The 12,274-nt window shown below is 39.8% G+C and carries 14 protein-coding genes; 7 read left to right on the top strand and 7 right to left on the bottom strand.

The genetic code is table 11. From position 1 onward, the window contains the following. Positions 1-5 precede the first annotated feature (5 nt). The 3 genes from WKF66_RS16985 to WKF66_RS16995 all read right to left on the bottom strand — a co-directional run bounded on the left by WKF66_RS16985 (position 6) and on the right by WKF66_RS16995 (position 2,306). Complete coding sequence (locus WKF66_RS16985; RefSeq protein WP_489675684.1) at positions 6-917, bottom strand: helix-turn-helix domain-containing protein; 912 nt, start codon at positions 915-917, stop codon at positions 6-8. 1 nt (position 918) lies between these two features. Continuing rightward, complete coding sequence (locus WKF66_RS16990) at positions 919-1,734, bottom strand: SDR family oxidoreductase (protein WP_489675685.1); 816 nt, start codon at positions 1,732-1,734, stop codon at positions 919-921. 338 nt (positions 1,735-2,072) lie between these two features. Next, positions 2,073-2,306 (bottom strand): hypothetical protein, encoded by a 234-nt coding sequence (locus WKF66_RS16995; RefSeq protein WP_489675686.1) that lies wholly within the window; start codon positions 2,304-2,306, stop codon positions 2,073-2,075. Positions 2,307-2,604: 298 nt separating this feature from the next. On the opposite strand from WKF66_RS16995, the gene WKF66_RS17000 reads away from it, so the two are divergent. Then, positions 2,605-3,729 carry a PAS domain-containing sensor histidine kinase gene (locus WKF66_RS17000; RefSeq protein ID WP_489675687.1) on the top strand — a complete coding sequence of 375 codons (1,125 nt, stop codon included), beginning with the start codon at positions 2,605-2,607 and terminating at the stop codon, positions 3,727-3,729. Here WKF66_RS17000 and WKF66_RS17005 read toward each other — a convergent pair. The 3 genes from WKF66_RS17005 to WKF66_RS17015 form a co-directional block, all read right to left on the bottom strand. Next, positions 3,726-4,181, bottom strand: a complete 456-nt coding sequence (locus tag WKF66_RS17005; protein ID WP_489675688.1) for a DoxX family protein — start codon at positions 4,179-4,181, stop codon at positions 3,726-3,728. The two genes, WKF66_RS17000 and WKF66_RS17005, sit on opposite strands and share 4 nt — an antisense overlap. 101 nt (positions 4,182-4,282) lie before the next feature. After that, positions 4,283-4,432 (bottom strand): hypothetical protein, encoded by a 150-nt coding sequence (locus WKF66_RS17010; RefSeq protein WP_489675689.1) that lies wholly within the window; start codon positions 4,430-4,432, stop codon positions 4,283-4,285. A 165-nt stretch (positions 4,433-4,597) separates the two neighbouring features. Then, the gene (locus tag WKF66_RS17015; RefSeq protein ID WP_489675690.1) at positions 4,598-5,158 is read right to left on the bottom strand and encodes a hypothetical protein; all 561 of its coding nucleotides are present in this window, start codon (positions 5,156-5,158) and stop codon (positions 4,598-4,600) included. Between the two features lie 41 nt (positions 5,159-5,199). Between WKF66_RS17015 and WKF66_RS17020 the strand changes: the two genes are divergently transcribed. From WKF66_RS17020 to WKF66_RS17045, 6 genes are all read left to right on the top strand, one after another. After that, a complete protein-coding gene (locus WKF66_RS17020) occupies positions 5,200-5,667 on the top strand; it encodes a hypothetical protein (RefSeq protein ID WP_489675691.1) in 468 nt (155 codons plus the stop codon). 24 nt (positions 5,668-5,691) lie between these two features. Next, complete coding sequence (locus tag WKF66_RS17025; protein ID WP_489675692.1) at positions 5,692-6,132, top strand: hypothetical protein; 441 nt, start codon at positions 5,692-5,694, stop codon at positions 6,130-6,132. 83 nt (positions 6,133-6,215) lie between these two features. Further along, entirely contained in the window at positions 6,216-6,572 is a 357-nt protein-coding gene (locus WKF66_RS17030; RefSeq protein ID WP_489675693.1) for a hypothetical protein, read from the top strand. Positions 6,573-6,745: 173 nt separating this feature from the next. After that, entirely contained in the window at positions 6,746-9,166 is a 2,421-nt protein-coding gene (locus tag WKF66_RS17035; protein ID WP_489675694.1) for a TonB-dependent receptor, read from the top strand. A gap of 36 nt (positions 9,167-9,202) precedes the next feature. Further along, positions 9,203-9,673 carry a DUF4625 domain-containing protein gene (locus tag WKF66_RS17040; RefSeq protein ID WP_489675695.1) on the top strand — a complete coding sequence of 157 codons (471 nt, stop codon included), beginning with the start codon at positions 9,203-9,205 and terminating at the stop codon, positions 9,671-9,673. A 40-nt stretch (positions 9,674-9,713) separates the two neighbouring features. After that, positions 9,714-10,991 (top strand): hypothetical protein, encoded by a 1,278-nt coding sequence (locus WKF66_RS17045; protein WP_489675696.1) that lies wholly within the window; start codon positions 9,714-9,716, stop codon positions 10,989-10,991. Positions 10,992-11,197: 206 nt separating this feature from the next. Here the strand turns inward: WKF66_RS17045 and WKF66_RS17050 are convergent, their stop codons facing one another. After that, positions 11,198-12,169, bottom strand: coding sequence for a GntR family transcriptional regulator (locus tag WKF66_RS17050; RefSeq protein ID WP_489675697.1), 972 nt, complete (start codon positions 12,167-12,169; stop codon positions 11,198-11,200). Positions 12,170-12,274 lie beyond the last annotated feature (105 nt).

Here is a 12,274-nt window from a genome sequence, read left to right on the forward strand (position 1 = left end):
TCAGCTCAATTCACATTTCTAAATTCCATTGGAGTTTTACCTGTTTTCTGTTTAAATACTTTATTGAAGTATTGAGGATAACTAAAGCCTAATGCGTATGCAATTTCACTTACAGATTTACTTGTGCTGATCAGCATGCTTTTAGCCTCTTCCATCAAATAGAAATGAATATGTTCCTGTGCATTTTTACCGGTTTCTTTTTTTAGTAAATCGCTTAAATATCCCGGTGATAAGTGCACTTGGTCGGATAGGGATTTTACAGTAGGCAATCGCTTTTCCTTAATCGTCTCATCATTCAAATAATCAGTTAGAATTTTTTCAATCTGAACAACCACTGAATGATGAGAACTTTTCCTGGTTATAAACTGCCGACCGTAGAAACGTGTGCAATAACTTAACAGCAATTCAATGGTTGAGACAATAATAGTTTGGCTATGTACATCTATATTTTCCTTCAGTTCAGTATCAATTTTAGAAATGCATTCCAATAGAACCAGCTTTTCCTTTTCTGACAAATGAAGCGCTTCTGATGTCTCATAAGAGAAGAAACTGTATTCCTTCATTTTGTCATTCAACGACGTTGCCCGGATAAGATCTGGATGAAAAAATAGTCCCCAACCCATTATGTTTTCAGTCGCTTGCTCCTCATTATCAATTTCTATCACTTGGTTAGGAGCCATGCAGATTAAACTACCATCTTGAAAATCGATGATCTTGCGACCATATTTGATTTTGTTATCCGGGTAATTCTTAAACATGATTGAATAATAGTCTGCAGACATTTTTATATCACAGTCGATCTGCTGGTTCACCTTGCTGAAATCGACCACACCAATTAATGGGTGATGGATTTGATCAGCCAATCCAAATAGCTTGAATATTTCGGAGATAGATTGTAAATGAATGACTTTGTTCATATTAGATTCCAAATTGGGCCTTTACCCCTTTCATGAAGGATTCGTCATCATATTGCTTACGGTTTGCAACCATCATCTTTGCATCTTCTCCAGCGGTGTATCTAAGTTGATCCTTCTCATCAGTAGCTGCTCCATAAATGACCTCAGCAATTACACTTGCAGGTGAAGCATTTTGAAATAGTGACTGCATGGACGACATCAGCTTTCCAATTAAAGGTTGGTAATCCGTGAACGTTTCATCGTTACTAAAATCAAGAGAACGCCCTGTGAAGTCTGTCACGATAGCACCTGGTTCAACAATCTTAACTTTGACTCCAAATTGTTCTAGCTCATATTTCAACGATTCAGATATCCCTTCCACTGCAAATTTAGTTCCATGGTACAAAACTCCCAAAGGAAAAGCCATTTTTCCGCCAATGGATGAAATGTTAATGATCATACCACTTTTATTTATGCGGAAATGCGGTAGCAATGCTTTAGTAACATCCAACAGACCAATCACATTTGTATCAAACTGGCGTATCATTTTCTCTCTTGGAAAAGCCTCCAGCGGACCATAGGCGCCATAACCTGCATTATTAAGTAACACATCAATTCTGCCGAACTTTTCAATACCCTCACTTACACTACTAGCAATAGAATCAATATCCAACACGTCAAGCCTGGTCACTAATACATTGTCTAAGGAAGTAAGTTCAGTCTCATTTCCCGGATTCCGCATGGTAGCAATGATGTTCCAGCCTTGTCGCTGAAAGAGTTTGGCTGTTTCTTTTCCTAAACCACTACTTGCTCCTGTTATTAAAATTGTCTTTCTCATTTCCTTGATTTTAAGTTCGATGTAAAGGTCGTGTCAATCAATAGAGGGTAGGTAAGACGAATTCAGGAGATTTGTATCCTTTTTGCTGTTCTTTCCTTTTAGTTGGGCATAACGTATCTCCCATCGTCACCCCTCATGCTCCCAGGTTAGATCAATTGCATAATCAAGGATGAGCAATTGATGATCTCTGCGCCAGTATAAACCGGAGACACCAATAGGAATAATGAGAGGTCAATAGCTGGATATCTGCCTTAAAATTAATTAAGATTGAAAGGGCTTATAAATGTTGTAGGCCCTAACAGGAATGGAAGCGTGAAAAAAGGCAGGAAAGCGAGTGGCTAAGGATTTTCCTGCTCTAAGTCTTCAAAAACATTTTTGCAAATTTCCTTTCTATTTAATAAAAAAGGCAAAAAAAGGAGGGGATAAATTATAAAAAAATTTAAGGGGTTGCCCGTATATTTTTTATAAGCAACCATTAATCCAATCAGTACGCCATTAAAAAAAAGGCACATAGCAATTTTCCTTAGAGCCCTTGGCTTAAAAGTTAATACTCCTATCTTGATATCTTTCATACGGATTGCTTTAATACAATTATAAATATACCATAACCCACTGCATTCAAAATTAAAGAATTCTAAATAATTATTGATAAAATTTTTAAGGTTTCCATGCAGATTATGCGTTGTGATAATGGAGATCTGCTGCTTTACAACCGTCAATGTTTCATCGATGTGGTCAATTTATGCAAGTCATCAAATAAGATGCACAAATTAAATCTAGCGACACACTCACAATTTATACAAGTTACAAAACACCCGGTTTTAAAAACCTTATCTTTAACCAGAAATATGCTTAGCATGGTTTAAAACTATGGATGATCTTGAAATTCTGAAAGCTGAACTGGAGAAGTTTAAGCTCAAAAACGATGTACTCGAAGCCAGGGTCGAAGAACTTACGGACTTTGTTGAAAATGCGTCAATCCCACTTCACTGGGTTGATGAGAAAGGTATCATTTTGTGGGCAAATAAAGCCGAATTAGATGCCTTAGGTTTTTCTTATTCCGAGTATGTAGGCCAGCCGATAAGTGATTTTCATGCAGACTTAGATATAATAAATGATATCTTAATTCGTCTGACAAATAATGAAACTTTAATGAATTATCCCGCTAGCTTAAAAGCTAAAGACGGTAGTTTGCGGCATGTGCTCATAAGTTCCAACGTGTTAAGGAAAGATGGAAAATTTGTACATACCCGTTGCTTCACAAAAGACATTACTGAAATAAAAAAAGAAGAAGAAAGAAAGATTGCCTTTGTCGCTATGGTAAGCCACGAGCTTAAAACTCCATTAACTTCACTGACCTCTTATATTCAGATTTTAATGCGCCGGGCAGAAAAAGAACACAACGATTTTGAAATAAATGCCTTAACCCGTGCGGAATTGCAGGCAAAGAAGATGGCTAATATGTTAAGTGATTTTCTGAACCAAGCTAAATACCAGGAAGGAAAGGTCATATTACATCCGGAGACTTTTGATTTACAATCTCTTATTAACGAAGTTGTAGATGACTTCAAATTTACATCAAGCAAAGATTTCGAGCTGAATATAAATTGCAAGGAGGCTTTGGTATTTGCTGACCGCGACAAAATTGGGCAGGTGTTGACTAATCTGATCAGTAATGCAATTAAATATTCTGAGGAAAATGGCACCGTAATTATACAGTGCAAAAACGAACAGCATAAAGTACGTGTTTCAATTACCGATCATGGCATAGGTATTAACGCTTTAGATCAGGAGCGTTTGTTTGAACGTTTTTATAGGGTCAATAATGATAAATCATCTCAGGTAGGAGGATTTGGAATCGGTCTTTACCTAGTTTCTGAGATATTGCGTTATCACAATTCAACAGTTAAGGTAACTAGTGAAAAAGGAAAAGGATCAACGTTTTACTTTGATTTGGAACTTAGTTCTAATCCTGAGGAGAATACCATGAATTAATAGGTAAGAATGGAACTATAATAAACCCAGGCAATGAACAACACTTGTAAAGGAATTCTAAACCACAGATAATAAATTCCCTCGCCATCATACATGCCGGTTTCATAGTTCAACCGTCTTATCGCAGCATTGATGTTGGCAGGTATAAGTAATATGAAAAATATGATAAGAATCCACGCCACCGTTTCTTGAATATCCTCTATTAGCAAACAAATTGCAAACGCGATTTCTAAGACGCCTGTTGCATATACGATTTCCTTCCGTCGGGGAATGAAATCAGGAATCATTAGAGTCATTCCTTTTAAAAACTTAAAATGCCCCACAGAAGTAAACAGCAGCATTGCTGCCATTGCGATTCTTCCTGATAACTGGATTTTATAAGCATCACCGGTTACCATAAAGTAGAGTAGTGACATCAAGAAAGTGGTGATGAGAACAATTAGCGGTTTCATTTTGGCTGATCATGTAATTCATCCATTAGATGAGGAATTCTATTAACTGCGAAAGTCCTAATTTTGTTTACTTACAAGCTTCAGATTTATAGACGGAATATCTAAACATACCCATCTTTTACCTTTCTGCCTTTGATCTGATCACCCGTTACATAACATTTTTCACTTACCCCGACTACACCACCAACAACTACTTGAGTGCAGTACGGCTTTGTAAATTCATAGGTGTAATCATCATAACCTTTTTGCAAGTAATTAAGGCAAATAGGATGATTAAAAGGCTTAAAAGCTTTACAGTTTTCATAAAATCTTCAACTGATCTAAATGTGCTGAGGAACGTATTCTAAGATAATGAAGCTGTCCTGAAAATCACATTATCTTTATGTTAAGGGTAATACAAGTAGTCGGACAAATCATCACTTTCCTACCTCTTTGAACAAGTCCGGGTCTATGGATGAATAAATAATGGGTAGCGTATCACCTACGGAAAAACGTCTTTCTACCTCGATATCGTCTACTATAGAATGGATGTAAGCATTGCCGCCGGATGTATAAGCAAATCTGATAATTATTCCAGGGGCGCTTTTATAACCCTTTCTATAGATTACTGATTGGACTACTGCATTCGTTTTTTTGCCATAAAGATGAAGTTGCCTGTTAGCATAGTCATTGTGTAGGACGTTCAGGCACCAAAGCGTACCCCCCGCAAAAAGGATGAACGTTAAGGTATTGAGATAGTGATTCCACGAAGACCAAATCCTGACTAAAAATAATATTGATGAAGCAACAAGTAGCTGATCAACTCCATTAAACTTTGAAAGCTTTTGCGAATAAAATACATGCACGACGCTACCAATAGTAATCACTATAAACAAAATGAAAGTTTTAATATGACGTCTTTCCATAATCGAATAGATCCAATAATCAGAAATAAATATAATGATTTCGAAGTTGAAGCCTATTATTGCTATCTTCAATTCGCGGCCTTATTAAGGCACATCAGTAAGCTCTTGATATTATGCACTTATATAAATCTATTGTAATTATTTTTATCTGTTTCTTAACCGGCTGCAGCAGTTCACCTTTATTTGATCGCCAGGTTTGGATTGATAATCCAGATGAAGGTGATAGATCCAATCCCAGAGCAAGGATGGTAGACGATGTAGTAAAAACACACCTAAAACCTGGGATGTCAAAAACAGCAGTTTTAAAGTTGTTAGGCAAACCACTGTATGAAGGTATTGAAAGTAGGTTACCAAAAAACAGAGTGATACCAGACTCGATAACTTATGCAGATGGTGATGCTTCGAAGCCGGAAATTACAACTAAGAAAACGAATGCCCTCAATAATTTTTATCGATTATATGCTGAACCAGTTATGATCCTGCGGTATCCTGTAGGCTGGTCTACGATCGACCCTAATTACTTGATAGTCAAACTATCGGAAAAAGGATTAGTACAAGAGTTTTGGGTAGAGCAAGGGTAATTTTATTTCATCATCTTGGTAGGTATGGGTCTGGCAGGATCTTGCACCGGTCAGGAGAAAACGGCGCCAAGTACCGTTGTGGTAGTTAAACCATTACAGCTTTCGCACGAAGATTCTTTACGTGTTGTGCAGAATAGTCTTTTGAGTGCCTTAACACATGTAGAATTTCCCTCTGGAATTTTAAATACACCTCTTCGAATCATGCCATCAAAATATGTCAGGATCGATTCAACATTACATATTGGAGGGTATAAGTATAAACTAGAGCCCGTTAAGCCCGGGATAGAAACCATACTTAGAAAGTCTGATAATTCCAACCCCAAGCCTTATGTTGAAATATGGGAATTCAAAATTAGCGGGGATAGGATACAGGTAAATGTAACTTTCAGATCTATTGGACATGTGTATGAATGCTTTCTAAATAAGCGGCTTTTAGTCGACAGCATAAGCTCAGGCGAGATTTAAAATTGCTAATTAATCTCCCCGTGAAATATGTTTTTAATTTAAACCTTGCAAATTCAAGTCTTTTAATGCAACTTTGATGCGAATTGAAAACGTGGAATAAGAAGATATATGTAAAACTCTCTCAGCTAGGTTCCCTCCTGCTGGTAACGCTTTTTCTTTCTATTTCCGTTATCCAGGTATTGCACAGTCACAAGTTCAATGTGCAATCCGAACAATCCTCTAATAGCAGCGACGAAACGGTTTCTGAGGCAAGCCCATGTCCGCTTTGTGACTATCTAACCCATAATCACAGCAAAGAATTATTCATTGCTTATGCGGCAGCACTTGTTCTTCCTGTGTCAGACCCCATTACTTTTCAACCCCACAGTTTCGTAGGCAACTACAAATTTACCCTTCAAGGTTTCACCAATAAGGGTCCGCCTGCGTTTTCCTGTAAGTAACCTTTCAGTTTTCTGATTGACGTTGCCCCCTATAGCGCTTTCATGATGCTATAGCATTCACTCAATTTCCCTTAATTTTCATTGATCTACGGAGTTCGCACCCGTACGGTTACGTCTTTCATAGATGCCCATCCGGACTGGTTTGCTTCATGATATTCTAAGCTTCATTTTACTTGAAGAATACGCTAATAATTTTGCTGCTACTGCTCGCTGCAGTGACAGTTCATGCACAGAATTTCCGACTAACAGGAAAAGTCAACGACCACAATCTGCAGCCTTTACCAGGAGTTATGGTTATACTGATTTCTACAAACCAACAAGTAATTACAGATGCAACAGGTAATTTTTTGTTTAGTAATTTGTCGCAAGGGCCGTATCAGATCAAGGCGAGTTTATCCGGCTTTAAAGAAGTATTAATTGACGTTCAAATCAAAACTTCTTCCACGGACATCCCTGTTATGATGCACCTGGTTCCCCATCAATTGCAAGAGGTAATTGTACGGGACACCCACATCGAATTGCACAAACAGGAAGAATCCTTGAATGTAGAAGTAGTTACGGCTGCATTTATACAAAAGAACCTGGGCGGGAGCCTGATGAAAACTTTAGAGCGCCTGCCAGGAATTAAGACCATCGGTATCGGCTCCGGACAGTCGAAACCACTAATTCGTGGTTTGGGTTTTAATCGGGTCGTTGTTGTTGATAAGGGCGTAAAACACGAAGGACAACAATGGGGCGCCGACCATGGTTTAGAAATTGACCAGTTTGCTGCCGGCGAGGTACAGCTGATAAAAGGGGCAGCTTCATTCGTTTACGGTTCTGACGCGATAGGCGGAGCGATCGACATCAAACCAGTTGCAATACCTGCGCCATACACTGTCGGCGGTTCAGTGAATCTTCTTAGAAAAACAAACAATAGTCTATATGGAACCTCAGTCAATCTCTATCAGCGAAAGCAGCACTGGTTTTTTGATGGTAGGGCAACTTACCAGAAGTATGGCGATTACCGTGTACCTACAGATAAGGTATTTGTATACGATTATGCCGTAAATCTGCATGATCATCAGTTGCGCAATACCGCGGGGAATGAAACCGGTTTACACCTGAATACAGGTTATGTAAACGATCATTTCAAGTCGGTCTTTTACCTCAGTGATGTTTCTAGTCGCAGTGGATTTTTCGCTAACGCGCATGGCCTTGAGCCACGACGGGTGGATGAAGCGTTGCATGACCGCTCGAGTCGGGATATACTGATGCCCAGCCAAAAGGTAAACCATCTGAAACTGATTAATCATACCGAGTATCAACTCGGACTTCACCGTTTAGAAATGGAACTGGGTTATCAGCATAACTTCAGACAGGAATTTAGCCATTACGTAAACCATGGTTATATGCCTGCAGTCTATCCAATTGACTTAAAGATTCCCAGCGATTTAGAAAGGGAATTCGATAAAAAGGTATATAGCGCCAATCTCCGGGACAATCTTATTCTGGGAAAACATGAACTGAAAATAGGCGCTAACCTGGAGCAACAGCACAATGGTATTTACGGCTGGAGCTTCTTGGTACCTGCTTTTAAGCAGATTTCTGCAGGTGCGTTCGCTTACGACAAGTTCAGGCTGAATGACCAGGTATTATTGCACGGCGCTATTCGCTACGACTATGGTCGCATTCATATGTCAAAATATCAGGATTGGTTTAACAGTACCACCACGACCGGTAGCGCAACAGTAACAGAAAAGCTGACCAGAGCAGAAGACCTTAGCCGTACTTTTAACAGCTTCGTTTGGTCGGCCGGTTTAAATTACAATCCAGAAGGCGGCTTTAGCGGAAAGGTAAACCTGGGAAAAAGCTTCAGAATGCCCATAGCTAAAGAGCTCGCGGCGAACGGCGTTAATTATCATTATTTTAGTTATGAACGTGGAAATGCTAACCTATCGCCGGAGCAATCCTATCAGGCAGACCTGAGTGTGGCCTGGACTGATGAGCGCTGGTCGCTCCAGCTTAGCCCCTTTTATAATTACTTTCCAAATTACATCTACCTGAACCCAACCGCAGCGCATGACTATTTCTATGGTGCCGGTAACCAGGTCTTTCAGTATGCCCAGAGCAAGGTGATGCGATATGGTGGAGAGTTGCAGCTGAAATATAATTTAACAAAATCCTTGAGCACTGAAGTATTAGGCGAATACTTGTATGCAAAACAATTGTCCGGCGATAAAAAAGGATACACGCTTCCCTTTTCTCCCCCGGCTTCTGCGCTGTTTAACCTGACCTGGTCGCCTGCTTCTAAAGGTCTTTTTAAAGCTAATTACCTGTCAATTGACTACCGCATTACAGCAGCACAAAACAATATTGTTCCGCCTGAAAAGAAAACTCCCGGCTACAAGGTGATCAATTTGCAGGTGGGATCTGAGGTTAAGCTATACGGGCATCCGCTATTCATCAGCTTGCAAGGGCAAAACGTATTGAACACTAAATACCTTAATCACACCAGCTTCTACAGGCTGATTGAACTGCCCGAGGCCGGCAGAAACATTATCCTATCTCTCAAATTGCCCTTTTTAAAGCAAATCCAAAAGCATCACCAATAAATATCCACCCTTATGAATTTATCAATTAATGACACTATGAAAAAGCAATTACTATGTTTAAGCTTAAGCGCGCTCCTGTTTACCAGTGCCTGTAAAAAGGAAGAGGCAGCGATCGATACGGAATATCCGGTCATTGACATCAGTACTGCTGCTGCCTTTCCTAAACAATGCAGCACAGTTAAACGTGGCGAAAGCTTCACTTTCAAAGCAGTGTTAAGCGACAATACCACCCTTGGATCGGTAAGCGTTGATATCCACCACAACTTTGACCATCATACCCACAGCACCGAAGTTGCAGCGTGTGACATGGCTTCGGTCAAGACCCCTGTAAAACCATTTTTACTCATACAAAGCTATCCGATTCCCTCAGGTATGGCCAGTTTTGAAACCAATCAGCGAATCGACATCCCTGCAGATATTGATCCTGGCGACTATCATTTTATGATCCGTCTGACTGATAAAGAAGGCTGGCAAACAATTAAAGGCTTAAGCATTAAAATCATATAAAATTCAATAACAATTATCAATCAATTTAACACGGTTCCTTATGAACCATAATTTATCAAAATTCATTCACGTTATGAACACTAAAAACAACCTAAAGAAATTAGGCGTACTGCTTCTGATGGCAGCCGCATTCTCGGCATGTAAAAAAGACAATGACATTATTAACCCTGAAATGCCAGATGAGGCGGCAAAAGAATACAAATACGTCCGTGTACTGGTCAGTGATGAGCTTAGCCCACAGCTGAATCTACTGGATCCGTTTACGGGAAAAGTCAATGCTTTCAGTGGCAAATATCCACTTGCTAATCTCTACGGTACAGCATCTGGCCGGTATGCAACAGTACTCTATACCGCTCAGAATTTAGTGGAAGTGTTTGATAGTGGCTTACTATCGCACGGGGACCATGTTGATGTAGACCGTCCGGCACAATGGGCGGCCATTACTGCAACCGGCTTGAAACCAACACACTTTAAAAGCAAGGGTACCGAATCGCTTGTTTTTAACGATGGTGATGGAACCCTTAGCGTAGCAAATGATGCAGATTTTAACACTGCCAACGCAAAATTCAGCGTGATCAACGCTGGCTTACTGGCGCACCATGGTGCAATGGCGCAATTTTCTGGTGGAGCTTATGCCGTTACTGTTGCAAAAGTAGCGGGTGCTTCCCCAAACCGTGTGCAGGTCATAAACAAAACCGGCAGCCTACTGCATGCTTCAAATCTGGAAGTAGGTAATATTCATGGAAATGCGACTGACGGCAACGTTGCTGTGTTTGGAGCATTTAGTTCGTTAGCTGCTACAAGTGGTGGTGCTTTGGTTGTTAGCGCAACAGGTGAACAGCGTTTGATCCCTAATCCGGATGGCTTTGGTGCTTTCCGTTTGGGAAGCATCTATTATGCAGCATCCGCTAAGAAGTTTATTGGTTACGTGGCTACTAAAGGAGCATATATGATTGACGTAACTGCCAATAAAATTACGCCAATCTATTCGGGAAGTGACGCCTTCCAGTGCAAGGTTGATTATGCCGGTAAAAACCTATTGGTCTTAACATTGGATGGCAAACTGCGCATCTATGACCTATCAACTGGTAGCCTTAAAAAAGAAGGTAGTGTAATTAGTGCAATAAATACTGCGGATACCTATAAACCTGTGCTGGAAGCCACGGACCGTTATGCTTATCTGGCTGTTCCGTCATCGGGTGAAATACACCAGATTAGCCTTACAGATTTAAGCAAAGTAACAAAACATAAAGTTTCTGCAAGACCGGTTAGGCTGACGCTGATGGGCTTTGAAAGCAGTGCCAGTCATGGTGACTAAATTATAACTAAGCGCTTTTTCGAAATAGGATTTATTAATGGGGGGTGTTGTAAGCCCCCCATTTTATGATGTCACCAACCACCTTTCTTTTTACCGGGTAAAATCAATAAACATATTAGTGGCGATCATAATTTCGCAAGCTATTTGTGATTGTGATAAGAGCTCGGGATTCAGTCAAGTAGAAATTATCACCAGACCTCCTGATACTACAAAGATTTGCGTCGAGTTAGCAACCATGGATTATCCACGGTAGTAACTGCCTTGCTTTTTAAAAGCTCTGACATGGTCTTTCCCATTAATTTGAAGTCTGTGGAAAGTGTGGTAATTCCTCCGGCAAGTAGCTCTTTTAAGGGAGTGTCATTGTATGATATGATGCCGAAGTCAATACCAGGTGTAAGATGCTGAGAAGCTGCCTGCTTTAAAATCTCTACCAAATCACGGTCTTTCACAACTATAAAAAGGTCTCCTTTATTGATCTTCCGACTGGATGAAATATATTCATGTGCTAGGCCTCGTTCTTCGCAAAAGCAAACCAAGCCATCATAACGCTCAATAGGCTCTTTCTCTTCACGCTGAATCATGATAATGCGATTATACTTTCTGATCAGATCAACAGCTGAATTTAACGCCTGATAAGTATCTTCCGCAAAGTTTTGTGAAACAGAGGAGTATTTCCCCTTGAGGTCGGGATGAAAATGATCCAGCAACAATACTCTTCCAGAAATACTTTCCAATAAGGGAGCAATGCCTTGAAATTTCCCGGACATTACGACGTAGTCCGTATACTTATTATTTGCATCGTTAAGCAGGCTTTCAAATACTTTGCGATTGTAGTTATGAAAATAGAGATCGATACTCACGCTATCGCCTGCATGCGCAATGAATGAATTAAATAAATCTTCTTTGAACTCGTTCAACTCATTGAACAGAAGAAATACATGATGCCCCTTCGATACTTCTGTAGTTTGTATAAAATACCCAATACCGTGGTTGGAACGAATAATACCTTTCGAGGTTAGTTCTTTAATACCCGCGAAAACTGTGTCACGCGATAAACCGTAGGTCGTCCTAAACTCATTGATCGACGGTATCTTATCCCCAACACGATATTCTCCGCTACTGATTCCATTGGTGACATGGTTGATAACCAGTTGATATTTAGATTTATTCTCTTTCAAAGCGTAGTTCTTAAGGCAAAGATATGACTTCGTACCAAAAATAATTAAATAAAACAGTCGTACCAGTTCGTACCAGTAGTTTAAATATTTTATATTTGAAACGTA

Origin of the sequence: Pedobacter sp. (assembly GCF_037719805.1) — a bacterium.
Lineage (GTDB): Bacteria > Bacteroidota > Bacteroidia > Sphingobacteriales > Sphingobacteriaceae > Pedobacter.

Coding starts and splice junctions, on each gene's coding strand:
- WKF66_RS16985 (WP_489675684.1), bottom strand. CDS start 917: ATGAACAAAGTCATTCATTTACAATCTATCTCCGAAATATTCAAGCTA.
- WKF66_RS16990 (WP_489675685.1), bottom strand. CDS start 1,734: ATGAGAAAGACAATTTTAATAACAGGAGCAAGTAGTGGTTTAGGAAAA.
- WKF66_RS16995 (WP_489675686.1), bottom strand. CDS start 2,306: ATGAAAGATATCAAGATAGGAGTATTAACTTTTAAGCCAAGGGCTCTA.
- WKF66_RS17000 (WP_489675687.1), top strand. CDS start 2,605: ATGGATGATCTTGAAATTCTGAAAGCTGAACTGGAGAAGTTTAAGCTC.
- WKF66_RS17005 (WP_489675688.1), bottom strand. CDS start 4,181: ATGAAACCGCTAATTGTTCTCATCACCACTTTCTTGATGTCACTACTC.
- WKF66_RS17020 (WP_489675691.1), top strand. CDS start 5,200: ATGCACTTATATAAATCTATTGTAATTATTTTTATCTGTTTCTTAACC.
- WKF66_RS17025 (WP_489675692.1), top strand. CDS start 5,692: ATGGGTCTGGCAGGATCTTGCACCGGTCAGGAGAAAACGGCGCCAAGT.
- WKF66_RS17040 (WP_489675695.1), top strand. CDS start 9,203: ATGAAAAAGCAATTACTATGTTTAAGCTTAAGCGCGCTCCTGTTTACC.
- WKF66_RS17045 (WP_489675696.1), top strand. CDS start 9,714: ATGAACCATAATTTATCAAAATTCATTCACGTTATGAACACTAAAAAC.